We start from the raw sequence: 23,297 nt of genomic DNA, 5'->3' as shown, positions 1-23,297 counted from the left end.
CAGGACTGTTTTTTAGAATTAAACTTGTAACTTGTCAAAAAAAATAGAATCTGTTTCAAAATGAAATCGATTCGATTTTTGTTCCTTGCATGGATCCTATCTGCGGGCGTTGCCTGTTCCGATCAGGATAAAAACAGAACCAACATTACGAATCGATTCGAATCCTTCCGTGATCCTGCAGGAAACATGACTTTGGAGGAAATAGAGAAACAAACATCTTGGCAAACCATCCGAGAAGATTCTCTCTCTTTCCATTTTACAAAAGACATCATTTGGTTGCGTGCCCCGGTAAAAGATCCTGCTTTTTTGCCCGAGAAAATTCTCTCTTTAGAATGGAAGGCATTGGATAGTGCGACTTTATATTTACCGGACGGAACTTCCTACATGTCTTTGCGAACAGGGGATTCTTTTCCGAAATCCACCTGGGCAGTTCCGGAAGCATTGGATCCTAGTTTTCAAATCCCAAAGCTCAAACAAACAAAGAAAAACCATATTTATCTGCGTCTTCAATCCGTTTCACTCATTTCTTTTCCTATCTTCTCTATGGATGAGGATGCATTTCACAACAAAATCGTTCTAGAGACCGCAGTGATATGCCTAATCCTAGGATTTTGTGCAGTAATGTTTGTGATCAGCCTGTTTTATTTGATCGCATTTCGACTCTATGAATTTTTCTATTATGCCATCTATATCCTAACAACAACTTTGTGGTACAACACACAATTCGGGAACTCATTTCATACTCTTTGGCCTAATTCAATCTGGTGGCAAAGCAGATCGAATTTATTCTTTTTGGCATTGGGGATCGCAACATCCTTTCAGTTTGTAAGAATGTTCTTAAACACAAAACAAAGAACTCCTTGGATCGATCGATTGTTGTTCCTGCTGGGAATCATTGGACTCATATCTTCTCTCTGCATTCCTTTCACAGAAACGAATATGTTCTTTTCTAGGCTCATCAATCTCATCTATTTAATATCCGTTCCGATCATCCTCATCACAGGAATTAGAATCTATCGGATGGGAGAAAAAAGAATCCAATTCTTTCTACTCTGCTGGGGAACTTATCTTTGTTCCGGATACGTTTCTATTTTTTATTACTTAGGAATCCTTCCTTATTCTCTGCCGGTTCTATACGGATCCATATTCATATTTCCCATCGATTTGTTTTTTTTATTGTTCAATCTTCTTCAAAAATATAAGGATTTGACCGGAGAAAGAAATGAAATTCTGCAAAGACTTCTCTCCATACACAATTCAAAAGACACACGTTATACGAAATCCAAACTAGATTCGGTGAATACGAACGAATTTTTAGTTCGGCTGGAAAAATGGATGTCGGAAACAAAACCGTATTTAGATGAAACTTTGGATTTGGAAAAAACATCTTTGGCAATAGGGCTCAATCTACAGCAGACATCGGAGCTCATCAATTCGCAGATGGGAATGAGTTTTCGAGCCTACTTGAATTCCTATAGAATTAAAGAAGCGGAAGAACTTCTCAAAAACAAACCGGATCTATCGGTGATTGCCGTCGCATTTACTACAGGTTTCGGATCAAAATCGGTGTTCAACTCCGAGTTTAAAAAAGCAACAGGGCTAACACCAGGAGAATACAAAAAGAAAAACGATCGAGGGAAGGTATAAAAAATAGACTCCCTACAAAACCGATCAGGTCTTATCGCAGTTAAACCAATTTTTTAGCCAAAGCTTCCGCCATTAAATCGTTAGGTGAAATTCGATTCACTTTTGCGATCAAATAGGACGCCCTTTCCTTATTGCCTTGCAGTCGATAAATATCCGCCAAATGGATTAAATTCTTAATATTCTGAGGATTACGAAGACGGACCCTTTCACTGAGTTCCTGAGATTCAGAAAGGTAAGCGGCGGATTTTTGAAGAGAATACATTCTTTTGAAAAGCAAAGAAGTATGAAATAACCAATCCGTATCGGAAGGATCCGCCTCCAAAGCCATCCCCGCATAATCTATGGCGGAGAACAAATCGTCCCTTTTCTCATGAATGCGGGAAAACAATTTATATTCGTTTGAGGAAGCAGCGAGAGGAGTTTGGTATTCCGTAAGAAGTCGCAAAGCGTCGTCATATTGTTTGGCGATAAGTGCTTCTCTTGCGGCAGAAAAGTTTTTGTTTGGTCTGGGGGAATTTTCTCCCACAAACTCCAAAGAAATCAAACTGAAGTCGTCCGAAAAAAGTCCGAAAGATCTCAGCTCCGATTCCACTTTCAAAGTATCTCCTTCCGCCATCTCCAAACGATGAAGAAACTCCGTTTCATCCTCATTGATCACTCTTTTTCCGTTCGCCAATTCTTCTATGATGATGTCGTCCTTACCGTCGGAACCGCAGAAGATTTTATCTCCCTGTTTCATCCTAAAAGTGCTGATGGAAAGTTCGGATTGAATTCCGGAAACACCTAACTTATAAAAATGACTTTCCGATTTGATGAAACTCGCTTTGCCATCCCGATACAAAACCATCCAAGGATGTTCCAGATTGATATAATAAAGAGTTCCGGAGGTTTCATCCAAAAGACCTAGAACCGCAGAAACAAGCATTCCTCCGTCGAAAGTTTCGAAAACCTTCTGAAGATCCATGAAACAATCCTTTAACCATCGTTCGGGGGAACGATTCGAAGAATTAGGATCCATTTTGGAACGGATGATGATGGAATTGTAAACGGCACCTAGAACGATGGCACCCCCCGCTCCTTGGATGGATTTCCCCATCGCATCTCCGTTGATGAATGCTTTGTATTTTTTCCCTTGCAGGATCAGATTATAAACGCTGAGATAATCGCCACCTAACGAATACTCTTTTTCCCTGAAAAAGAATTTTTTATGTTGGTTCAGCACATATTCGATACGAACCATACTGCTTTCCGTTTCTTTCGCAATCAGTGGATTGAAAAGAAGTGTCGTTAAAAAATAATCCCCATCCTGCTTGTTTTTCAAAGCCCTGATCTCATCCATACTTTCAGAAACTTCTTTGTTCTTTAGAAGAATCTTCTGATGACTGAGAAAGGAATTGAATCGAAATCTCTCGATGATGTAACCGCTAAAAAGACCTAACACATAACTCAAAACAAGGTTCTGCATGGAATATGCGGCACTTACCGTAGAGAGGTTCGGGCGATAGATCAGAACGGAGACAAAAAAGATGAAAATGGAAATGGGATAATAAATAAAGACCGCCCTCCTAGGAAAAGGCATAAACGGTAAAATCATGATCACCATTTGGAATCCGGATACGTAGGCAGGATCATCCGCAATCCTTCCCGTAAAAAAGGCAGTGGCGTTCAAAAGATACGCAATGTACGCATAAGACCATCCTAGCCCTTTTCCTCTCAAATTAAGTCGAAAGAGATGACTGATATAAATGATGAGTAAAAACGAGGCTGAAAAAAGAGAGAGCCCCATTCTGAAATAGAAGAGTTCCGGGAATTCAGGATGAAGTTTCGGATCCGTATCGAACGCAAAACCCAACCAACAAAAAATCCCCAGTATGCTACCGGGGATATGCAAAATGCGAGATTGGCGATTTAGTTCTTCATAATATGCTTCCGCATATTCCTGCCTTTCATGTGTCAGGTCTAAGATCTTTTTGAGAAAGTTGGTAAAAGGCGAAAACTTAGACATAGAAGGCCATCTTCAAATACCACTCATTTTATGAACCTGGTTCAATTTAGAAATAGTTCTAAAACTATTACAAATTGGATATAAAAAAACCCGCCGGAGCGGGTTTCCATAAACAAGAAAGAAAGAAATTTCTTTCTTAGTAGTATTTAGTAGCTGGGAAATCGATGTTCGGCAGAACTCGGCTTGCAATATCTCCAAAAGAGAACGCAAACAAAAGTGCCAAAAATGCGAATGAGGCAAGAAAGATCACTCGGTTCAACATATTGTCATACTTCAAGTGCATGAAGTAGGCAAGAACGAAGAATGCCTTTCCTGTCGCTACAGCCATAGCAACGATCATGTTCCATCTTCCTAGGTCGTATTGAGCCACCCAAACAGTGACAAACGTTCCGAAGAAGAGAGCCAAAAGAACATAAACATAAGTTTTGATGGAGATGATGTGGTGTTCGTGATGCTCTTCCACTTCTCCGTCTCCGTCTTCCACCCACATGGATGCGGAAGCGTGATCTTCTTGGTGCCCTTCATCTCCTAAAACGAATTTTAAGAGTTTGCTGTCCTTGTTTTGTTCTGTGAACTGCTTCGCTCTGTCTGTTTGCAAGAATTGAGAGAACCAGTTGATGATAAATCCCACGATAGTCGTCTTTGCGATGACCGGTGCGAAAATTCCAAAACCTAAAACAGGAGTCGCTACTGCTACCAGAGCGATGAAATAAAGTCCATAATTAATTACGTATTCCATTTTTTAGCTCCTGTTATCCGACCAAATAAAGCAATGGGAAGAGGTAAATCCAAACCAAATCCACAACGTGCCAGAAAAGACCCACACCTTCTACAGGAGTGTAGTATTCCGGACCTACTTTTCTTCTCATGGTTTTGATGAGAATCCAGAAGATCAAAATCGCACCTGCGACCACGTGCACCCCGTGAAGACCTGTCATTACGAAGTAAAAGCCGTAGAACATTTCCCATTTAGGTTGAGAAATCACTTCTTTTAGTTTTTCAGCTTCTTCTTCGTGAACATGATTGGCAGCTAACGCTTGCGGGTTTTTGAGAAGGGCTGCGATTTTAGATTCGCATTCCGCTCTTTTTCCGCCTGCCGCACAAGTAGGATCCACAAGTGAGAACTTACCAGGAACTGTTCCTACATGAAACTTGTGAGTGTATTCAAAGTATTTAATTACCATGAACGCACCCGCACAAGCGATCGTAAGAGCAAGCATGATGGAGGCAATCTTATGAAGACCTCTCTGCACATAATTGATGGCAGCAGCCATAGTGAAAGAGCTGATCAAAAGAACGACGGTGTTGACCGCGCCCATCTTCCAGTTCAATGTTTCCGAACCGTTTTTAAAAACGGTAGGATATAAAGAATGATAGATCAGGTAACCTACGAATAGGCCCCCGAACATAAGAATCTCTGTGCAAAGAAACAACCAAATCCCTTGCTTCGCAGAAGCATATTGGTGTTCTGCACTCTTAAAATGGTGCTGGTGGTGAAATTCACTTGAAGAACTAACGGAAGTCATATGGCCCTGCAGTTACGGTTGGTGTTTCTGTAAAATTTTCGTGCGGTGGAGGAGAAGAAGTTTGCCACTCGAGAGTTTTTGCTCCCCAAGGATTGGCAGGTGCTTTTTGTCCTGCAACGAGTCCATGGATCACAGTGATGAGTCCCACAAGGAACCCTAAGCCGATGAGCCAAGAACCGACAGTAGAAATTTGGTTTAGGTTCGTGTATTCAGGAAGATAGTCGAAGTATCTTCTAGGCATACCCATAGCACCCAAAATGAATTGAGGAAAGAAAGTTACGTTGAATCCGGTGAAGATCAGAACCCAGGAAACTCGTCCACCGAAGTCGGAAGTCATTTTTCCGAACATCTTAGGGAACCAGTAGAAGATTCCTCCCATAAGCGCCATCAAAGTTCCCCCTACCATTACGTAATGGAAGTGAGCTACAACGAAGTAAGTATCGTGGAAGTGAACGTCCATACCGGTAGCTGCCAACATAACTCCAGTCAATCCACCGATGGTGAATAGGAACATAAAGCCGATCGCATACAGCATAGGAGCTTCGAAGGTAACCGTTCCCCGATACATTGTGGAGATCCAGTTGAAGAGTTTGATCGCTGTAGGAACTCCTACAAACATTGTGATGAGTGAGAACAAAACTCCCGCCAGAGTGGACTGACCGGAAACGAACATATGGTGTCCCCAAACAAGGAAGGATACCGCTGCAATCGCTACGGAAGAATAAGCAATCGCTCTGTAACCGAAGATTGTTTTTTTGGAGAACGCAGTGATGAGTTCGGAGATCACTCCCATCGCAGGAAGGATCATGATGTAAACCGCAGGGTGAGAATAGAACCAGAAGAAGTGCTGGAATAGAACTGGATCCCCGCCTAAGTCCGGATCAAAGATCCCTACTCCCAAAACTTTCTCAGTTCCGATCAAAAGAAGAGTGATCGCTAAGATAGGAGTCGCAAGGATTTGGATGATGGAAGTGGAATAAAGAGCCCACACCATAAGTGGGATTCGATCCATCGTCATACCAGGCGCTCTCAGTTTGTGAGTGGTAACGATGAAGTTTAGTCCTGTTAAGATGGAAGAAAATCCCATCGTAAAGGCACCCATCACCAGAAGAATCACTCCACCGGAAGTTTTAGACGTTGAGTAAGGAGTATAGAAAGTCCATCCCGTATCTACTTGGTTGAAGATCATAGAGGAAGCAGCAAGAGCCGCACCCGCGATAAACACATAGTAGGATGCAAGGTTCAATCTAGGGAAAGCAACGTCTTTCGCTCCCAATTGAATGGGAAGAACGAAGTTTCCTAAGAAGGCAGGAATTCCTGGAATGATCACCATAAATACCATAATGGCACCATGGAAGGTCATAAATTTATTATAAGTATCTGGTTCGAGAAGAGGAGTTGCCCCGAATTTAGCTAGGTGCAAACGAATTCCCAAAGCGAAAAAACCACCAATCAGAAACAGAGTCATTACTGTACCGAAGTACATAAGGCCGATGCGTTTGTGATCGAGTGTAGTGAGCCAAGACCAGATTCCTGATCCATGGTTCAGATAATGATGGTCGGTGTCGTGACCATGTGCGGTGTTTGTGTGCGCTGAACTCATCCCTGTCTCCTTTATTTAATAGTTTTGATGTATTCGATTAGATTGTTCACTTCTTCGTCGGAAAGCTGACCTTGGAACACAGGCATAGCAGGAGGATACCCTTCTACGATTTTAGCACTGGAAACAAGAATCGATTCGCGAAGATAGTTTTCATCCGCATTTGCAGAAGAACCGTCCGCAAATTTACGAGAATTTCCGAAAAGTCCCTTCATAGAAGGACCAACGATACGAGAACCGTCTAAAGAGTGGCAGCTGGCACAAGCTTTTTGAGCAAAAAGAGTTTTTCCTTTATCAGCAGGAGTTTCAGCTCCTTTTTTCTCAGCATGGAACCATGCAGCATAGTCATCAGCAGGAATCGCTTTGATTTTGATCATCATCCCGGAGTGTTTCGTTCCACAGTATTCTGTACAGAACACAATGAACTCACCAGGCTCTTTCGGTTCGAACCAAAGTTGAGTGAATTTACCAGGAACCGCATCTTGTTTCGCACGGAAAGCGGGAACGAAAAAACTATGAATTACATCTTTGGATGTAAGAATCAGTTTTGTGGGTTTTCCTGCAGGAACGATCAAAGGATCTTCGCCTGCGCTATAGAATTCTTTCCCATTTGCATAGGTATAAGTCCAAGCCCATTGTTCTGCTGTTACATGGATCTCTGCGGCAACTTCTTCCGGAGGAACACGAAGTTTTTCGAAGATGACCATACCCCAATAAAAAATCCCCAAGAGGATTAAAAGTGGAATGAAGGACCAAAGAAATTCGGCAAAGTTATTGTGGGTAATGTACGCAGATTTTTGATCAACGGAAGTACGTTTATATTTTACGAGGAACCAAGTCATTCCCCCAATTAAAATTACAAACGAGACTAAACTCGAAACGATCAGAAAAGCGTAGAGAAGATCCACTTCTTTCGCGATTTCGGTGGCCTGAATCGGCATGAACGAGGTCGCTGGGAATGTAATCCAAGACATCTACATGACTCCTTGACGGTGATTTTTTGTTGTTTTTCGCCAGTGTATAAATAAAAACGAGCCCAAGATAAGGAGTGTAACACCCCCGCCCATTTGCATCATCCTGTAAGCGTATATCGTATATTTATTTTTTCGTGGGTCAAATTGAAAGCAAAATAAAGCAAACTTCTCTACAAAACTGCCAATCTTGCCATCAGCAGCCTCGAGAAAGGCTAATTTTAAATCTCTACCTTCCCATTGAATTCCCTGAAGGATACGAGAGACAGTTCCTTCCGGTGTCATCACATACACTCCACTTGCGTGGATGAACTGTTTCGATTCTTCATCCCAACGATAACGAAAATCAAGCTGCTGCAAGAGCGCATCGATTGATTCTTGTTTGCCGGTGAGCAAGTGAAAGCCGGACTCAGCACCAAGGCGCCCATAATCTTTGATATAGGCTGCTTTTTTAGGAGTGGAGACCTCTTCATTTTCTCTAGGGTCGATGGAAACAGCGATGTATTGAAATTCTTTTCCGGCGGTCCAATCCATTTGTTTCAAAGCCTTAGTCACTCCGTTCATGTGATAATTACAAAGAGTGGGACATTTGAAATATACGGGAGAAAGAAGAACCGGTTTGCCTTTGGCAAAATAATCGGAAAGGAGTACATCTTGTCCGTCCGAGTTGCGAAAAGAAATGTTTAGATTGATTTTTTTTCCGGTAACATCGGAGATGCGGACATTATTCAGTTCTTTGGGAAGAGTGTTTTCCTTTGTCAAATTGGAATGGGGATCATAGGCCCAAACAAAAGAAGGAGCCGATCCCAATAGGATGAGAGCAAAGGAAAAACGGAGAAAAGACACGAGAGATTAGATTCTTATCCCTTATTTGGACTCAACGAGTCCGCTTCCACTTCCCGGGTTGGCAGGAGTGCCAGGATGGATGAAAGAGATGTAAGCAAAGAATAAAACGTTCAGAGCGAGAGTCACTAGGAAAGTCCAGTAGCCACTTTTGTTATATAAGTCTTCTTGGTTCATGTTTTTTTGTTCCTATCTGAGTCTATATTAAAATAGGAAGAAAAACTCCAACAATTTTTAGGTTTCTTTCGATTAAATTTATTTTCCTGCACGTCCCCTCTCGGATTCTGGAGGAAACAGACTTGAAGATGAAAATATATAGATACTACACCATCCTTTCCGTCCTCATTCTCTTCAATATGATCTACGGACCTCTAGTGAGAGCCACAGATTCAGGACTTGCCTGTCCCGATTGGCCTTTGTGTCATGGGAAATTCGTTCCAGAATGGACTTTTCACGTATTTATGGAAGTGAGCCACAGATATTATTCCGGATTTCTAGGAATCTTGGTTCTCATCGGCCTTATAATGATTCTAAGAAACAAAAAGGAAAAGGCGAATTTGGTTCTGCCTGCTTCTCTTTCCTTCTTCTTTCTGATCACTCAAGTGATTTTGGGAGGACTTACTGTCACGAAGCTTCTCCACCCAACAACGGTTAACCTTCACTTGATCAACGCGATTTTGCTTCTCACATTCTGCCTTAGCATTGCTCTTATGGAAAAGGAAAGAAATTTATCTGAGTTCCATTCTCGGCCAAACGCTCGTTATCTTTTTATACTAATGCTTTTTTCCGTTCTCTTTCAATTGTTCTTGGGAGGGAAAGTCAGTTCCCATTACGCAGGTCTTGCTTGCCCCGATTTCCCCGCTTGTTTCGGAAGTATGCTTCCGGAAATGACAGGTCCGGTTCGATTGCAGATGGAACATCGTTTTTTCGGATACATCACCGCTCTCATCATCTTGGGAACGACCGTCTATTCGATCTTCCAGTTGGAAAACAAAAGAGTTAAGTTTTTTCTGAAACTCGCCTCCTACTTAATCATTTTACAAATATTAGTCGGTGCGATGAACGTTTTGTACCAACTTCCCAAACTTCTCACAGGGTTTCATACTTTAAACGGAGTCTTCGTATTTCTTTCCTGTTTCGCTGCGAGTTTTTACCACTTCCGAAAAAACTCCTCAGCAGAGAGTGCCTGAAATGCTGAAGACCTGGAATCAACTTACAAAACCGAGAGTCACCATTCTCGTTTTAGCTACCGTATTTCCCGGATTGTATCTGGGAATGGAAGGAACCCCTTCCCTATCTCTGGTATGTTTTACTCTTCTGGGAACTTATCTGATGAGTTCCTCCTCCTTTATCTTCAATCAATACATTGAAAGGGAAAAGGATGCAGTGATGTACAGAACCAAACAAAGACCGATCCCTTCGGGAGTTCTTTCTCCTCACGGAGCATTGTACATTGGTTTGGCGACTATGGTTTTGGCATTCGGAATTCTGTTTTATTTCGTAAACTTGCTCACAGCACTGGCTGCTTGGTCCGCACTGCTTTTGTATGTATTTCTTTATACGATCTGGCTGAAACCAAGAACGGAACAAAACGTTGTGATCGGAGGAATCTCAGGATGCATCGGACCTGTCATCGGTTATGCGGCAGCCTCGAACGCACTCCCTCTTCCCGCATGGATTTTGTTTCTTGTGATTTTTCTATGGACTCCCGCTCATTTCTGGGCTCTTGCCATTTTCCTCAAAGAAGACTATGAATTTGCGGGAATTCCCATGATGCCTGTGGTCTCAGGCGTGGATAAAACCGTGAAACAAATTTTCCTTTATTCCATTGCCTATTCAGCAGCAGTTCTTGGGTTCTATTTTGCGGATGCGAGGATGGGAGAAATTTACCTTATCACAGCGATCCTTCTTACGATCCTCTTTTTAGGTTTCGCCTACCGACTGATGTTATCTCAAGAAAGATTGTTCGCGAAAAAGTTCTTCTTTTTCAGTATATTTCATTTATTTTTAATCAGCCTCGCCATCGTTATAGATTCCAGAGTTTAGTTTTTTTGATTGCCTCAGAATCGAAAAACTCCCATGCTTTGCGGCATGGGTATTTTATCTCGTTATTTCTCGGATCCGGATCTTTCCGAAATCAAACTCGCTGTTAAAGAAGCGGAACAAAAGACTTCCGGAGAAATCGTTCCCTATTTTGCGGAAAGTTCCCACCATTACAACGAATGGAACTGGTTTTTCGCCTTTATCGGGGGAGGATTCGGAGGGGTTTCTCTCCTTGCTTGCGATTATTTTCATCTGACCGGATGGGATTTCGGTTCTTTGGACGCTGTGGTATTCATTTGGATCGGCGCCATCGTAGGCTTTATCCTTTCTTATTTTTTCGCTTCCTTACGCCTATTCATTGTTCCTCCCGCATTCAAACGATTGTTTGTGAATCTAAAAGCAAAAGAAGCGTTTATCGAAGAGGAAGTGTTCCGTACGAAAAACAGAACCGGCATCCTGCTTTATATCTCTTTTAGAGAAAGAGTCGTAAGAGTGCTTCCTGATTCAGGGATCGCAAAAGTCGTTCCCAGGTCCGAATGGGAAGAGGCTGTGCGACTGATTGTCCAAGGAATGAAAACCCACAAAAGAAAAGAAGGGATTGTATCCTCCATTCTGTTTTGCGGGAACCTACTCGTGAAATACGGCCTCTCCATCGAAAAAGACGATAAAAATGAAATCTCCGATGAAATCAGAGACGGCGGAACCCAGCTTTAATCCTTAGGTCAAGGCAACCTAACAAATTTATTATGATCAATCGTTCTTTTTTTTACCATTCTCTTTCTTTTTTCCTTTGTTTCGTTTTTTTAAACATCCCTTCTAACGACCTAAAGGCGATAGATGTTCCTAAATTAACGAGACAAGTGACAGATAATGCGGGCGTTCTCAGTGCGGAAACGGTCGCAAAACTGGAAATCAAATTAAAATCGTTCGAAGAAACCACTTCCAATCAAATCGCAGTCCTTACCATTCCCAGCCTAGAAGGAGACACCATTGAAGGGGCCGCCATTCAAGTGTTCGATGCCTGGAAACTGGGACAAAAAGACAAAGACAATGGAGTCCTCCTTATCATCTCGATTCAAGACAGAAAGATGAGAATCGAAGTGGGTCGAGGACTCGAAGGTGCACTTACGGATGTTCTTTCCGATCACATCCTTCGAAACGAAATTCGACCTAAATTCAAAGCGAACGATATGAACGGAGGAGTCGAAGCGGGAGTGGATGCGATCATCAAAACGATCGCAGGGGAATACACTCCCAGCGAGTCGGATGTAAAAACAACAACGACTTCTTCCGGTGAAGAAGGGACACCTCCTATCGTCCTGATAGGAATCGGAATCCTACTACTGGCATTCGGACTTTATTCCTCCATCTTCAATTCACTTCTTCTTTTGATCTTCGGTATCCCCGTTATGTTCAGCGGGCTCACAGGTTTTTTAGAAGACGGAGTCGCTACTTTGATCAGTATAGGAATCATCATCCTATATATCATCCTGCGCATCGTTATGGGAATCTTCGGCCTTGTAGGAAAATCAAGCCGAGGCGGAGGAAGCTGGTATGGAGGAGGAGGTTCCGATTCTTTTTGGTCTTCTTCCGGTTCGGACGACTCCAGTTGGTTTGGAGGAGGAGGAGATTCTGCCGGAGGGGGAAGTTCCGGAGATTGGTGATTGATCGGAGGAACTTACTCTTTAATCGAAAGATTCTTATTTAAGCCAGGAACGATTTTTAACGGATCACTTCGATCGCAAACAAACATACATCGTCTTTCCATTTGTTCTTTTTCATCTTTTCGAACAAATGGGAAGTAAGAGAAGGAATCACTTCTTCCAACGGAAGATCCGCAGTTTTACGAATTCCTTCGAATAACTCGGCCAAAGCGGCATTTCCATCCGTTTCATTCAGCTCTTCGAACAGACCGTCCGTATAAATGAAAAGACGGTCTCCTTTTTCCACATCCACTTCTTTGAGTCCGAATCGATATTGAGTTAGAATTCCTACGATGGGGCCGGTGTTTTCCAAATACACCAACTCTCCGTTTTTTTTCATAAGAACATGATTTTGCATTCCTGCACAGGAGAATCGAAGAAGTTTTTGTTCGAAGTCGAAATCCACTACGATGGAAGGGAAATAAATCTGTAGTTCCGCATTTTTATCATAAAAATGTTCGTTGAGATAGTATAACAAATCGTTAGGTTTAGTGGCGACATCGTTCAGTCTTTCGAACTCGGACTGAATCATCATAGTGTACAATGCCGCTTGCAGTCCGTGCCCTGTAGCATCCGCAAGAAAGAATCTAAAATAACTGCTTTGGATTTTTTTGACGGAATAAATATCCCCGCCTACTTCGGACAGAGGTTGGTACAAATAGTCCACTTTCAAAAAAGGAGATAAGTCAGGAACTTTGATCAAGTTCGTTACGATGCTTTTTGCTAACTTTAAGTCTTTGCCGATCTGCTCCAGTCTGTTCTGAAGTTCTACCGTTTTTGCATCCACCTTACCTTCCAGTTTTTCATTCAGATTCGTAAGTGCGGATCTGGCACTTTCCAAATCCTTGTTTTTGTTGGAAAGTTCCAAGGCAAGATTCTCCGCCTCCACAAAACCCTTGGAAAAACCTCTCGCAATGAAAATCGACTGGAACAAAAACATCATAAAGATCCCGTAATGTGCCATCAGAGGATTGATTATGATGAGATTATTCACGAGAAAATCATTCATGAACGTAAGAATGAATACGATAAAACTGAATAAAAATAAAGCGGAGCTGGTTTCCTTTTTCGCTACTACCTTAAAAATAACAAAAAGTCCGTACAATGCGCACGATAACGTAAAAATTTGATAAGGAACCATCAAATAGGTGTAAAACGAAGATCTGGTAAGAAGAATCAATGCTGAGAACGCAAGTCCTATATGGAACATCCATTCATACGTTTGGCTGGAAAAATGAGAACGAAAGAGAAGAAACATGTACCTTATGAATACGGGAGGAATCAGAAAAAATGATAAATAACTGAGTTTAAGATGTAGCTCCCAAGGAAGATCCGGGAAAAACAAAGTGATGTATTTGTTTCCAGTAATAAACACTCGAAGACAAATTAAAAGACAGGCCAGAGCAAACCAATATGTATAAGGATCTTTTTTACGATTGAGATAAAGAAAAAGATGATAAATCCCCATAAAAAAAATGCTGCCTACAAGGAGCATATCCTTCAGAACTTCTTTCTCCTGTTGTGCATGAACGACGGAAGTTCTGCCTACGGAAATGATCTGAGCAGGACCGCCTTTTCTATGATGGTAGTTTGAAATTTGGAGAACGATTTCGCTTTCGTCCGAAGAAGGAACGAAATCAACGATCTTAGGTCTGTATTCCGGAAGAGAACCGGTTTCCGTAGTAGAAACGATCCCGTTACTGGAAAGTTTTTTCCCATCCACAAACATAATGTATGCGGTTTCCATTTCCGGAACCTTGAAAGAAAGGGATTCTCCTTTCAAATGGTGAGCAACAATCAATCGATAGGTGGCAAATCCGTCCCCTGCCAAAAAACCACGATCCAAAAACGATTCGGACCAAATTCCAGGCACAGTAAAAAAGCGATTTTCCAGAGAAGAAGAGATAAGAGGAACATCCGTCGGAGCGACAATGACTTTGGGATAATAAAACCATTCTCCTTTCAAAGAGAGAATATTGGTTTCTTTTAGGAAAAAATCCCGTGCATCGATTTTCCCTTGAACAGCCTTAGGAGGAGATTGGATCTGGCCGCAAGATAAAAACAGACCTAAACTTAGGCTGACCACAGAGGTCAACCTAGCAAAAAACAGACGTTTGGCTGTCATTATCTTACGGATAAATACTAAAGTCTGCTCTGAAGAGGAACATACTTACGTTGGTTTTCTCCCACGTAAATTTGTTTCGGTCTAAATTTACTGAAGTCGCCTTTTTTCCTTTGTTCTCTCCAGTGTGACAGCCAACCGGGAAGTCTGCCGATCACCTGCATCACAGAAAACATCTCTTTAGGAATTCCCAGAGTGTGGAACACTACCCCGGAATAATATTCCAAATTAGGATACAGTAAATTTTCCACAAAATAAGGATCGTTCCAAACCAATTCATCGATCTTGAGTGCAGTTTCTTCCACCGCATCCAATTTACGATTGCGATAGAACTCTTGTACGATTCCTCTCACCACTTTCGCTCTAGGACTTACCACATCGTAAGCTTTTTGTCCGAAACCGTTGGAATGAAGAGTCGCTTCTCCCGTTTTAAATCGTTCGAAATAATGTTTCACATCGGTTCTGGATTTAATGATGTCTTCGATGAGTGCAATAGCAGCGGTAGGTCTTCCCCCTTCTCTCGCCCCCCACTGCGCCATAATTCCCGCAGAGATGGAAGCGAACAAATTCGCCTGAGTCGAACCCACTACCTGCACAGCAGTGTTGGATACGTTTTGTTCGTGATCCGCATGTAAGATCCAAAGTTGATTGAGGATGCGATCGAATTCTTCCGGCACTACATAATTTCTAGCAGGAACGGAATGCATCATATAAAGAAAGTTAGTACAATAAGGATTTTTATCCATCGGATAAACGAAAGGATGTCCTACCGCATGTTTGTATGTGAATGCTGCGATGGTGCGGATCTTCGCCAAAAGACGAGCGATTAGATCCACTCCCATATCCAACTTTTCTTCGTATTCTTCCAGATAGTAGCTGGAAAGAGAAGTCACCATTACGGATAAAACGGCAAGAGGATTCGCAACTCCAGGGAACCCGTCGAAGAGATTCAACATATCTTCATGAATCATGGAGTGTTTAGAGAGTCGTTTCGAAAAATCGTTTAACTCTTGCTTGTTGGGAAGATCGCCGTAGATCAAAAGATAAGAAGTTTCCACGAATGTGGATTGGTGTGCCAGTTCGGCCAGGTCATATCCCCTGTAAGTCAGTTCGCCTTTTTCCGGGTCTCTTCTGGAAACCTTTGAAAGACCTAACGCGGTGTTAAACAAACCCGGATCCACGGTCACAAGTCCCGTCTTTCTATAAAAATCAGTTAGGTCAATGCCCTCTTTTCCATCGGTTCCTACGATGGTTGGAAATGTATATGTTTTGCCCTTGATGTGGATTTCCACTTGGTTCATTCAGAAAGCCTCTCTAGCTTCCTATACTGTAGAAGGGAAGTTAGGAATCTATAAGAATTTAAGATTGGGAGAGAGCCGTTTGCAAAGAGTCGTGGATCAGAACGAAATCTGTGAGACCTACTATGTCCATGACCTTGCGAAAATGAGAATTGAGTCCGGCGAACTCGATTTTCCCCTGATTTTCAGAGGATTTTGTGATCAAACTGATGAGTGTGGCGATCCCGGCGGAATTGATATAAGAAGTTTCGGTGAAGTTTAAAATGACCCTGGATCTTTTTTCAGAAGGGATCGATTCGTAAGATTGAACGATTTCTTCTTCTGCTTCGGAAGTAATTTCCCCGGCAATGTGGATGACAGGAAGAATTCCTTCATTTTCAAAGCCTAAACGGATTTTAAATTCCTCTATCATTTGCTTCCAGGGAAATCCTCTAGGAGGAAGGGTCAATCAAAATTAAACGGATTCCTTTCTTTCCTCTTTGGAGAGTCGACCGAAGGGTTGTTTGCAAAGTTTGCACACATAGTACACATCTTTGGGTGTGGCGGAAATCCCCACGAGGCCCATGGCGATCATTCCCCAGGTGGAATACCGAACTACTTTTCGGGCATTTGCAGACTCTCTGGTAGTTCCGCAGTCGCAAACAGGTCTGTCATATTTGGAAATGGTGGAGGATGTCATAATCACCACGATCCGACCCTACCCGAAAAAAACGAGTAAGATCGGTACTGTGAATCGGATTAATTTTTAGAAAGATGTTCTACGTATTTTGCAAGAATAGCGATGTTTTCATCACCCAAGTGAGTGTAGGCAACCATCGGAGTGTTCTTAATTCCTTCTTTCAAAGTCTTTGTGATTCCCGCAAGAGTGTTACCGTTCTTCCACTCGTTAGCTGGTGACTTGTAATTTCTAGGAAGCGGTTTTAGAAACTTTCCAGCTTCTCCGTCTCCCAGCCCTTTTTCACCATGACAAGAAGCACAAGCATTTTGCAAATAGAGTTCTTCTCCTCTTGCGATTTCAGGATCCACTGCAGGTGCAGCAACTTCAGTAGTAGTAGTTTCCGTAGGTTTGTCTCCGCCGCATGCAATCATTGCAAACGAGAAAACAAGAACGGATAAGGAAACGATTAATTTTTGAAAATTCATTTCTGACTCCCAGATAAGGTTGGTTCCAGTATCTTTCTCTCAGAAAGATTTGAAAAGAAGAATTCAGGAACGAAGCAGAAGATTTCGAAGTGCCTCTTCTAGATTTTGAAACTGAAACTCATAACCTTCCTCTAACAACCTTTTGGGAACCACATATTGACCTTGAGTGATCACCAAAGCGCCGTCACCATATAACACATGTATAGCGAATTCGGGAACCTTCATTAAATTGGGTCGAAACAATGTTTTTGCCAAAGAAGAAGAGAATTCCGCATTGCTGCAAGGGGCAGGAGAGACTATATTATATGCACCTTCCGACGATCCTTTGTTTAACAAAAACAAGACGGCAGAAACATAATCCGCAATATGTATCCAACTCATTCCCTGTCTGCCGGATGCGATCGAACCGCCTACTCCCATCTTAAAAGGAGGAATCATTTTTTCCAAAGCCCCTCCTTTAGGAGATAGAACGATTCCAGATCGCAAAATCAAAGTTCGAATGCCTTTTTCGTTTAAACTTTCCGTTTCCTTCTCCCAATCCACACAGACCGTGGCTAAAAAGTCTTCTCCGTGAGGAGAACTTTCATCGAAGGAAGTATGTTCCGATTCGCTCATTCCGTAGTAACCTACTGCGGAAGCTTGGATAAAAACGGAAGGAGGTTGTTTGCAATCTTTCAGACGGACGACTAACCCTTTTGTGAATTCCACTCGGGAAGTTCGGATGAGTATCTTTCTTTCATCTGTCCAACGAACACCTGCTATAGGTTCACCGACCAAATTGATGACTGCATCCAAACCTTCCAGTTGAGCGGAAGTGGGAAGAGTTGTTTGTATAAACTCCAGATTCCCCAGTTGTCTCAGTTCCTTGGGAAGTTCCGCTTTCCTAGAGAAGATGCGGAACGAGTGTCCTCTCTTCATCGCATAAGGAATGAGTTCCTTTCCTATAAGGCCGGTTCCGCCTAAGATACCGATTTTCATGATTACCTAAACTGACTCTGTCGGGAAAAAAGAAGTAGAACTTTTTTTAGGGAAGTAAATATTTTCAGAATTCATGCGCATATCCACCTTTGTTCCTGTTTTTGTCTGGATTCTTCTGATCTTATTTGGCAATTATTTTTTGATTTCGAGCACTTTTAAGAATATGGATGTTTATCATAAAATCCCTCCCTTTCGTACGGAAGATGCTACCCGATCCGGCAACCTTTCTTATTTATTAGACCAAGATACGAATACGGTTTGGCAGAAGAAAAACAACAGCCCTTTGGATTGGGACTTTTTCGTAGAAATGAAACTGACACATGTTTGGAACGGTAATGTTTTCTCTCCTAGAAACTTCCGTTCTTTGGATTGGAAGGCCTGCCCGGGACAAAACCTTCCCTCTTTCGAAGCGAAACTTCTTTTCAGAGAAAGCATCAATATCGACAAAGACCTTCGCCTTCCTGACGACAAACTAATCTCTGTATTTCGGTTCAACGGTGAAAACAAAAAACAAACTTCTTTTTCCCTGGATGGGTTTTTTCCTTTGAAAGAAGAATCAAAATACCCTCTGGGGATTTCCATCATCACCGTGGAAGTGAAAACAAATACGCCTAATGCCTGTTTTTCTGAAATATCCCTGCTAGAAGACTAGGAAAATGTATGGATCGAAACATCACCTCGAAGAAGGTCTCTCAATCACCCACCATTCCCCAAAAGAAAGAATCCAGAAAAAAGTTTGATATCGCCCAACTTGTGGAGGAAGGACCGTTTTCCGTTTCTTCTTCCGAATCCTTGGAAACAGGATTGGATGAAAAACTCAGAAAGGCATATTATTGGATCACGAATTATGCGATCATCACTCCTTTCTACGACATAGAATACAACGAAAAACCTCCTACCCGTTTTACGATCGGAGACTTAAAAACGGAAATCGTTCTTCCTTCCGGACAAAGTTATTCCAGTTTTGTTTTACTTCCCCTTCTCACCTTGGTGGTGAGAGGCAAATGTTTGTTAGTAGGAGGTCCGGGAAGAGGAAAAACCGCATCCGCCATACTGATGGGAGTGATCGCAGGTTATAGTCTGAAAGAAATCAAACGAGCCATCCAACACGGGCAACCTCAAATGACCATTACGGATCTCATCGGGAACCCTCTTCCTTCCGATTTGATGAACGCTAAATCTACGGACGAAATCAAAATCTCCTGGAGGAAATGGCTGGGAATGAGAGTGAAAGTGATCGATGAATACAATCGAATTCCTACACGAACTCAATCCGCCCTTTTAACTATATTAGGCGATAATTATGCGGAGATCTTCGATCAAATTTACGAATGCCCCGATGCTGCTTGGTATTTAACGGCAAACGACGATGCGGGAGGAGGAACCTACCAAGTCATCGAAGCTTTACGGGACAGAATAGACATCGTAGTCAAAGCACTCCACTTCAACACTCGTTTCATCAAAGATCTTTTGCAGAGAGTGGAGGAAAATTTCAAACCGGAGTCAATGGTTCCTCCCGAAATCATTTTCTCCGAAAAAGAGATAGAATCCATATCCGAAGAAATCAGAAATATTGAGTTTCCTTCGAACCTACGCAGAAGAATGGAATTTTTCGCATCTCAATTCGAATTTTTCGAATCGGGAGGAGAACAAATAGAATATAAAACGAAAGATACCGTCAAACTATCCGCAGTCGATTTTGCTTATTTCAATTCGGGAGACCAAGGAAAAGATAGAAAAAAAGATTTAGGTTCCCAAACCAAAAACGGACTTTCTGTCAGAGCCATCTTCACCTGCATCAATTATGCGAAAGCTCTCGCTTACTTCCGAGGGGAATCTTCCGTGAGCCTGGATGATCTTTCCCACATACTTCCTTTCGTCCTCCACGATAAACTGGTGCAAAACCCCGATTCTCCTTTTTTCGAAGAACCAGGGTACAATGTGTACAAAAGCGATCGAATCAGTTGGATCCGAAAACTATTCCAACTTTCCTGTTCTGAATACGACCGATTGAATTTGGACAAAGCGGATAACGTCGCCAAATTGAGTGAACTCTTCGAACAAGGGCTGGAAGGTTTGACATTAAGCCAAACCAAGGAAAGAATCGTCGCCATCGAAAAGGAAGTGGAAGCGATCAGCAAACAAAGAAAAATCTACGGACATGTCTATGACGATCTATTGAAGCTGAAGTACCTGCACCAAAGATATACGAATTATGGTATGTGGGTTGAGAAGAACGGATGATTCCGGAAGGATGGAAAACTTCTCTTTTGAAAGAAAGAGACAATTGCAACCAGATGGTTCAGTTGGCAAAACAAAGTAGCGTTAACTTCAAAGAAGATTTAGTTTCCTCGTTTTTACTCGATTATATTTCCTCTCTTGCCCGTTCTTTAGGAGAGAATCCGAAAGAAGATACGGTTCTTTCCTGCTTTCGAATTCTATTGCAGCTCATCACAAAGGGAATTCTAAAAGATCCTAAAGGAGAAAGAGAAAAACAAATTTTATCTCTTTTTTCCTCTCTCAAGTTCCCTCTCCAAGAAGATTTTGTTTCCTCAGTCTCTTTCACTGTCAATGCGATGACGAAACTTTCTCCTTCGCAAGAAATAGCCTTCTTAAAGCGCCTAACTTTGATGAGTTCAGATATTCGTTCTTTGGAAGATCTGAAAAAGCTCATCGGCTTTTTTATTTGGGTAGGAGGGAAACCGGAATACAAAACGGTAGGATTAGATTCCGCTCTACACCTGGGAGAGGAACTGAAACAAAAACTAGGTTCCGATTTGGGGAAAAGTTTTGCAGACTTCCATTCCGGCTTTTCCCATTCTCCCTTCGGAGTTTTGAACCCTCAGAACACAAGCCCTATCAAATACAAACTCATTTCCGGCTATCCTTTGCTTGGCGGCCACTTTCACTCTCCTCCTTTGATTGAAAAAGAGGAAGAAGGCTTTTTGATCCATTCGGGAGACGATTGTTTTCAGTTTTTTTTCGATCTATTCGGAGAGAGTTTGTATCCTACAGAAAGGAAAAGAGCTCCCTTAATTTCGAAAACCGTTCCTCCTTTCTGGAAAATCATTTTAGAAAAAAATTTCAAGGAGAACGAAATCACATCCGTTGCCGCAGAAGACGGATTTGCAATTGTTACCGTAAATTTTTCGTATCAGATTTTTCTTTTCTATAAAACGGAACCACAATGAACCTCCTGGAAGATTGGGAAAACAAATGGGAAGAGGCTCTGAAACTTTGGAGCGACTATGTAAAACTTTCCTCTCCTCATTTTTTATTCAGCGAAAAAGAAGAAACGCAAGAAGGATTAACGGCTTCCTTCGCAGCAATCCGGCTAACAGATCATAAAGTATTATTGTCTGTTCAAAAAATAAAAAAATATCATTTGGAAAATTACCCTCTCGAAATCATGGGCCACGAAATCGGCCACCATGTGTATTGCCCGGGAGACATCAGCGATCAGGGAAAACTCATCTACTTGGTTCAAACTGCCATGCCTAGATTCGAACATGTCGCTCCTATGATCGTAAACGTTTATACGGATCTATTCATCAATGATCGTTTGAAGCGGCACAATGGTCTGCGTATGGAAGAAGTGTATCAAAAGCTGGGGAAACAGAAAGGAAGGTTCTGGAATTTTTATATGAGAACCTATGAAATCCTCTGGGCTCTTCCCAAAGAAACCTTAACGAATGAAATCGTAGAAGATGATATGGAAAGCGATGCCATGCTAGTGAACAGAATCGTTCGCAATTTCCCGAACGATTGGCTGAGAGGTGCATTCGATTTCGGTAATATTTGTTATCCTTATTTCATAGGAGGAGACCCTGCTTCTTCCTTGGAAAAAATAAGCATTTTACATGATACGGCTCAAATCGGAAAAGGAGGGAACGTTCCCTCTGGAATCACGGAGGTGGAAATCGAATCCATCTTCGACGAAGGGAAAGATCCTTCCTTAAGTGGAGGCAAAACGAAAGAAATCTCCTCCGAAAAAAAGAACACACCTTCCCTCAGTCCTGCACAGTATTCTGCCATTTGCGAAGCGTTAGGCGTAAAAATCAGCGAATCGGAGAAAGCTTATAAATATTACAAAGAAAAGGCGCTCCCTCATTTGATTTCTTTTCCGGAACAGGTGACCCCGGGAGCTCCGGAGCTGATTCTGGAAGGAAATGAATCTTGGGACCTAGGGTCTCCTTTGGAAAACATCAATTGGGTGGATTCAGTCATAAAAAGTCCTATCGTAATTCCAGGTTATACGACCGTGGAAAATAATTATGGAGAAACTCCTTCTTACGAAAAGAATAAGAACCCGATCGATTTGGATCTTTTCGTTGATTGTTCCGGTTCTATGCCCAATCCTCTAACGGAAATATCTTATTTAACTTTAGCCGGAACGATTCTCGCTCTTTCTGCACTCAGAACGGGAGCCAAAGTAAGAGCCACTCTTTGGTCGGGTGAAAAAGAATACGAAACCACAAAAACATTTATCAGAGATGAAAATTCCATTTTGAAAATATTGACCGGTTATATAGGATGGGGCACTTGTTTCCCTTTGGATCTTTTGGAAGAAGAATATTCTCATAGATCGCCTCAAGATAGAAAAACCCATATTCTTGTGATCTCCGATGAAGGGATCGATACTATGTTCACTCAAGAATATCATACCGAGCCGAGACCTCTCGTAAAATCGATGTTACAGAATGCTGGAGGAGGAGGCTCCTTGGTATTGAATCTATACAACCCTCAGCTCACGGGAGAGATTCAACAGATGAAAGAAGACGGATGGGACATCTATCCCATTACCGGCTGGGAACAGTTAGTGGCATTTAGCAGGAATTTTGTGAGAAAAAATTATGAAAGAAATCAGATACTACATAAAACGAATCACTGAATTTCCTGAGTCCGAGGCCGATCTCAATCATTTGCAAGTGAGCCTTCTTTGGAACGATGTTTTGTATCCTTTCACAAAAGAATTGGGAAGAAAGAAGGAACTTGCAGGATTAGATGAGAAGGAAATCTCCGAACATAAAAACCTTCTCGGATTGCATGCAGTCATCGCCTATCTTCTCTCGGACAAAGAAGGCGAATTCTCCTCCTTCTCCGCAGACGCGTTGATTTCATTTTTAAAAAACAAACTAGTCAATTATTCTGTTTTAGTCACTCCTTATACGGAATGGACAAGAGACGGAGAAAGAGCGGAAGAACTGGTTCGTGCTTTGTTTTCGGAACTTTTTCTTCTCCCTAAAGGAGAAGAAGAAAAATATTTCCAAGATAGATTTCGATCCATCGACACTATGGAAAGAATCCGTATTTTGGAAGAATCTAAAAAAGCACAGGAAAGAGCCAAAGAGATTCTAAGAAAAATAAAAGAAGCGGAAGAACAAGAAGCCGCATCCAAATACAATCGAGAGTAAAAGA

The 23,297-nt window shown here is 42.0% G+C and carries 23 protein-coding genes; 10 read left to right on the top strand and 13 right to left on the bottom strand.

The genetic code is table 11. The features are described 5' to 3' along the window. Positions 1-60 precede the first annotated feature (60 nt). Positions 61-1,647, top strand: a complete 1,587-nt coding sequence (locus EHS15_RS00375; protein WP_135758546.1) for a 7TM diverse intracellular signaling domain-containing protein — start codon at positions 61-63, stop codon at positions 1,645-1,647. A 40-nt stretch (positions 1,648-1,687) separates the two neighbouring features. Here the strand turns inward: EHS15_RS00375 and EHS15_RS00370 are convergent, their stop codons facing one another. From EHS15_RS00370 to EHS15_RS18990, 7 genes are all read right to left on the bottom strand, one after another. Further along, positions 1,688-3,652, bottom strand: a complete 1,965-nt coding sequence (locus tag EHS15_RS00370; protein ID WP_135758545.1) for a PP2C family protein-serine/threonine phosphatase — start codon at positions 3,650-3,652, stop codon at positions 1,688-1,690. Between the two features lie 136 nt (positions 3,653-3,788). Continuing rightward, a complete protein-coding gene (locus EHS15_RS00365; protein ID WP_135758544.1) occupies positions 3,789-4,391 on the bottom strand; it encodes a cytochrome C oxidase subunit IV family protein in 603 nt (200 codons plus the stop codon). Positions 4,392-4,404: 13 nt separating this feature from the next. Beyond that, a complete protein-coding gene (locus EHS15_RS00360) occupies positions 4,405-5,178 on the bottom strand; it encodes a cytochrome c oxidase subunit 3 family protein (RefSeq protein ID WP_135758543.1) in 774 nt (257 codons plus the stop codon). Further along, positions 5,165-6,781, bottom strand: coding sequence for a cytochrome c oxidase subunit I (locus EHS15_RS00355; RefSeq protein ID WP_135758542.1), 1,617 nt, complete (start codon positions 6,779-6,781; stop codon positions 5,165-5,167). The genes EHS15_RS00360 and EHS15_RS00355 overlap by 14 nt, the downstream gene beginning before the upstream one ends. Before the next feature lie 11 nt (positions 6,782-6,792). Further along, entirely contained in the window at positions 6,793-7,719 is a 927-nt protein-coding gene (gene coxB / locus EHS15_RS00350; RefSeq protein WP_167884119.1) for a cytochrome c oxidase subunit II, read from the bottom strand. 33 nt (positions 7,720-7,752) lie between these two features. Beyond that, entirely contained in the window at positions 7,753-8,595 is an 843-nt protein-coding gene (locus EHS15_RS00345) for an SCO family protein (protein WP_135758540.1), read from the bottom strand. 21 nt (positions 8,596-8,616) lie between these two features. Continuing rightward, complete coding sequence (locus EHS15_RS18990) at positions 8,617-8,769, bottom strand: hypothetical protein (RefSeq protein WP_167884109.1); 153 nt, start codon at positions 8,767-8,769, stop codon at positions 8,617-8,619. Positions 8,770-8,897: 128 nt separating this feature from the next. On the opposite strand from EHS15_RS18990, the gene EHS15_RS00340 reads away from it, so the two are divergent. From EHS15_RS00340 to EHS15_RS00325, 4 genes are read left to right on the top strand one after another with little or no spacing between them, the layout of a single operon-like run. Beyond that, the gene (locus EHS15_RS00340) at positions 8,898-9,782 is read left to right on the top strand and encodes a COX15/CtaA family protein (protein ID WP_135758539.1); all 885 of its coding nucleotides are present in this window, start codon (positions 8,898-8,900) and stop codon (positions 9,780-9,782) included. 1 nt (position 9,783) lies between these two features. Then, the gene (cyoE, locus tag EHS15_RS00335) at positions 9,784-10,638 is read left to right on the top strand and encodes a heme o synthase (RefSeq protein ID WP_135758538.1); all 855 of its coding nucleotides are present in this window, start codon (positions 9,784-9,786) and stop codon (positions 10,636-10,638) included. A gap of 33 nt (positions 10,639-10,671) precedes the next feature. After that, on the top strand, positions 10,672-11,349 hold the full coding sequence (locus EHS15_RS00330; RefSeq protein WP_135758537.1) for a TPM domain-containing protein: 678 nt from the start codon (positions 10,672-10,674) through the stop codon (positions 11,347-11,349). Between the two features lie 32 nt (positions 11,350-11,381). Then, a complete protein-coding gene (locus tag EHS15_RS00325; protein WP_135758536.1) occupies positions 11,382-12,299 on the top strand; it encodes a TPM domain-containing protein in 918 nt (305 codons plus the stop codon). A 58-nt stretch (positions 12,300-12,357) separates the two neighbouring features. Here the strand turns inward: EHS15_RS00325 and EHS15_RS00320 are convergent, their stop codons facing one another. The 6 genes from EHS15_RS00320 to EHS15_RS00295 form a co-directional block, all read right to left on the bottom strand. Next, positions 12,358-14,463 (bottom strand): SpoIIE family protein phosphatase, encoded by a 2,106-nt coding sequence (locus tag EHS15_RS00320; RefSeq protein ID WP_135758535.1) that lies wholly within the window; start codon positions 14,461-14,463, stop codon positions 12,358-12,360. A 17-nt stretch (positions 14,464-14,480) separates the two neighbouring features. Then, the gene (locus EHS15_RS00315; protein ID WP_135758534.1) at positions 14,481-15,761 is read right to left on the bottom strand and encodes a citrate/2-methylcitrate synthase; all 1,281 of its coding nucleotides are present in this window, start codon (positions 15,759-15,761) and stop codon (positions 14,481-14,483) included. 58 nt (positions 15,762-15,819) lie between these two features. Further along, the gene (locus EHS15_RS00310; protein WP_167884108.1) at positions 15,820-16,170 is read right to left on the bottom strand and encodes an STAS domain-containing protein; all 351 of its coding nucleotides are present in this window, start codon (positions 16,168-16,170) and stop codon (positions 15,820-15,822) included. Between the two features lie 42 nt (positions 16,171-16,212). Next, complete coding sequence (locus EHS15_RS00305) at positions 16,213-16,437, bottom strand: hypothetical protein (RefSeq protein ID WP_135758533.1); 225 nt, start codon at positions 16,435-16,437, stop codon at positions 16,213-16,215. A gap of 59 nt (positions 16,438-16,496) precedes the next feature. Then, a complete protein-coding gene (locus tag EHS15_RS00300; protein WP_135758532.1) occupies positions 16,497-16,901 on the bottom strand; it encodes a c-type cytochrome in 405 nt (134 codons plus the stop codon). Positions 16,902-16,964: 63 nt separating this feature from the next. Then, a complete protein-coding gene (locus tag EHS15_RS00295; protein ID WP_135758531.1) occupies positions 16,965-17,879 on the bottom strand; it encodes a TIGR01777 family oxidoreductase in 915 nt (304 codons plus the stop codon). A 73-nt stretch (positions 17,880-17,952) separates the two neighbouring features. Here EHS15_RS00295 and EHS15_RS00290 point away from each other — a divergent pair, with 73 nt between their 5' ends. From EHS15_RS00290 to EHS15_RS00270, 5 genes are read left to right on the top strand one after another with little or no spacing between them, the layout of a single operon-like run. Beyond that, positions 17,953-18,531: a hypothetical protein gene (locus tag EHS15_RS00290; protein ID WP_135758530.1), complete on the top strand. Its 579-nt coding sequence runs from the start codon at positions 17,953-17,955 to the stop codon at positions 18,529-18,531. A gap of 8 nt (positions 18,532-18,539) precedes the next feature. Next, positions 18,540-20,123, top strand: coding sequence for an AAA family ATPase (locus EHS15_RS00285; protein ID WP_246051824.1), 1,584 nt, complete (start codon positions 18,540-18,542; stop codon positions 20,121-20,123). Beyond that, positions 20,120-21,070 (top strand): hypothetical protein, encoded by a 951-nt coding sequence (locus EHS15_RS00280; RefSeq protein WP_135758529.1) that lies wholly within the window; start codon positions 20,120-20,122, stop codon positions 21,068-21,070. Before EHS15_RS00285 ends, EHS15_RS00280 begins: the two co-directional genes overlap by 4 nt. Then, the gene (locus EHS15_RS00275) at positions 21,067-22,770 is read left to right on the top strand and encodes a VWA domain-containing protein (RefSeq protein ID WP_135758528.1); all 1,704 of its coding nucleotides are present in this window, start codon (positions 21,067-21,069) and stop codon (positions 22,768-22,770) included. Before EHS15_RS00280 ends, EHS15_RS00275 begins: the two co-directional genes overlap by 4 nt. Further along, a complete protein-coding gene (locus EHS15_RS00270) occupies positions 22,733-23,293 on the top strand; it encodes a hypothetical protein (protein ID WP_135758527.1) in 561 nt (186 codons plus the stop codon). The genes EHS15_RS00275 and EHS15_RS00270 overlap by 38 nt, the downstream gene beginning before the upstream one ends. Positions 23,294-23,297: the final 4 nt, after the last annotated feature.

The sequence above is a fragment of the Leptospira idonii genome, assembly GCF_004770995.1.
GTDB lineage: Bacteria > Spirochaetota > Leptospiria > Leptospirales > Leptospiraceae > Leptospira_A > Leptospira_A idonii.
This window is presented reverse-complemented; position numbering and strand designations above follow the sequence as displayed.

What these genes read in the sequence shown, in the direction of transcription:
- EHS15_RS00270 (WP_135758527.1), top strand. Translation starts at nt 22,733, where the DNA reads ATGAAAGAAATCAGATACTACATAAAACGAATCACTGAATTTCCTGAG.
- EHS15_RS00355 (WP_135758542.1), bottom strand. Translation starts at nt 6,781, where the DNA reads ATGAGTTCAGCGCACACAAACACCGCACATGGTCACGACACCGACCAT.
- EHS15_RS00360 (WP_135758543.1), bottom strand. Translation starts at nt 5,178, where the DNA reads ATGACTTCCGTTAGTTCTTCAAGTGAATTTCACCACCAGCACCATTTT.
- EHS15_RS00305 (WP_135758533.1), bottom strand. Translation starts at nt 16,437, where the DNA reads ATGACATCCTCCACCATTTCCAAATATGACAGACCTGTTTGCGACTGC.
- EHS15_RS00275 (WP_135758528.1), top strand. Translation starts at nt 21,067, where the DNA reads ATGAACCTCCTGGAAGATTGGGAAAACAAATGGGAAGAGGCTCTGAAA.
- EHS15_RS00295 (WP_135758531.1), bottom strand. Translation starts at nt 17,879, where the DNA reads ATGAAAATCGGTATCTTAGGCGGAACCGGCCTTATAGGAAAGGAACTC.
- EHS15_RS00320 (WP_135758535.1), bottom strand. Translation starts at nt 14,463, where the DNA reads ATGACAGCCAAACGTCTGTTTTTTGCTAGGTTGACCTCTGTGGTCAGC.
- EHS15_RS00290 (WP_135758530.1), top strand. Translation starts at nt 17,953, where the DNA reads ATGCGCATATCCACCTTTGTTCCTGTTTTTGTCTGGATTCTTCTGATC.
- EHS15_RS00300 (WP_135758532.1), bottom strand. Translation starts at nt 16,901, where the DNA reads ATGAATTTTCAAAAATTAATCGTTTCCTTATCCGTTCTTGTTTTCTCG.
- EHS15_RS00325 (WP_135758536.1), top strand. Translation starts at nt 11,382, where the DNA reads ATGATCAATCGTTCTTTTTTTTACCATTCTCTTTCTTTTTTCCTTTGT.
- EHS15_RS00370 (WP_135758545.1), bottom strand. Translation starts at nt 3,652, where the DNA reads ATGTCTAAGTTTTCGCCTTTTACCAACTTTCTCAAAAAGATCTTAGAC.
- EHS15_RS18990 (WP_167884109.1), bottom strand. Translation starts at nt 8,769, where the DNA reads ATGAACCAAGAAGACTTATATAACAAAAGTGGCTACTGGACTTTCCTA.
- EHS15_RS00365 (WP_135758544.1), bottom strand. Translation starts at nt 4,391, where the DNA reads ATGGAATACGTAATTAATTATGGACTTTATTTCATCGCTCTGGTAGCA.
- EHS15_RS00285 (WP_246051824.1), top strand. Translation starts at nt 18,540, where the DNA reads ATGGATCGAAACATCACCTCGAAGAAGGTCTCTCAATCACCCACCATT.
- EHS15_RS00375 (WP_135758546.1), top strand. Translation starts at nt 61, where the DNA reads ATGAAATCGATTCGATTTTTGTTCCTTGCATGGATCCTATCTGCGGGC.
- EHS15_RS00310 (WP_167884108.1), bottom strand. Translation starts at nt 16,170, where the DNA reads ATGATAGAGGAATTTAAAATCCGTTTAGGCTTTGAAAATGAAGGAATT.
- EHS15_RS00340 (WP_135758539.1), top strand. Translation starts at nt 8,898, where the DNA reads ATGAAAATATATAGATACTACACCATCCTTTCCGTCCTCATTCTCTTC.
- EHS15_RS00330 (WP_135758537.1), top strand. Translation starts at nt 10,672, where the DNA reads ATGCTTTGCGGCATGGGTATTTTATCTCGTTATTTCTCGGATCCGGAT.
- EHS15_RS00315 (WP_135758534.1), bottom strand. Translation starts at nt 15,761, where the DNA reads ATGAACCAAGTGGAAATCCACATCAAGGGCAAAACATATACATTTCCA.
- EHS15_RS00280 (WP_135758529.1), top strand. Translation starts at nt 20,120, where the DNA reads ATGATTCCGGAAGGATGGAAAACTTCTCTTTTGAAAGAAAGAGACAAT.
- coxB (WP_167884119.1), bottom strand. Translation starts at nt 7,719, where the DNA reads ATGCCGATTCAGGCCACCGAAATCGCGAAAGAAGTGGATCTTCTCTAC.
- cyoE (WP_135758538.1), top strand. Translation starts at nt 9,784, where the DNA reads ATGCTGAAGACCTGGAATCAACTTACAAAACCGAGAGTCACCATTCTC.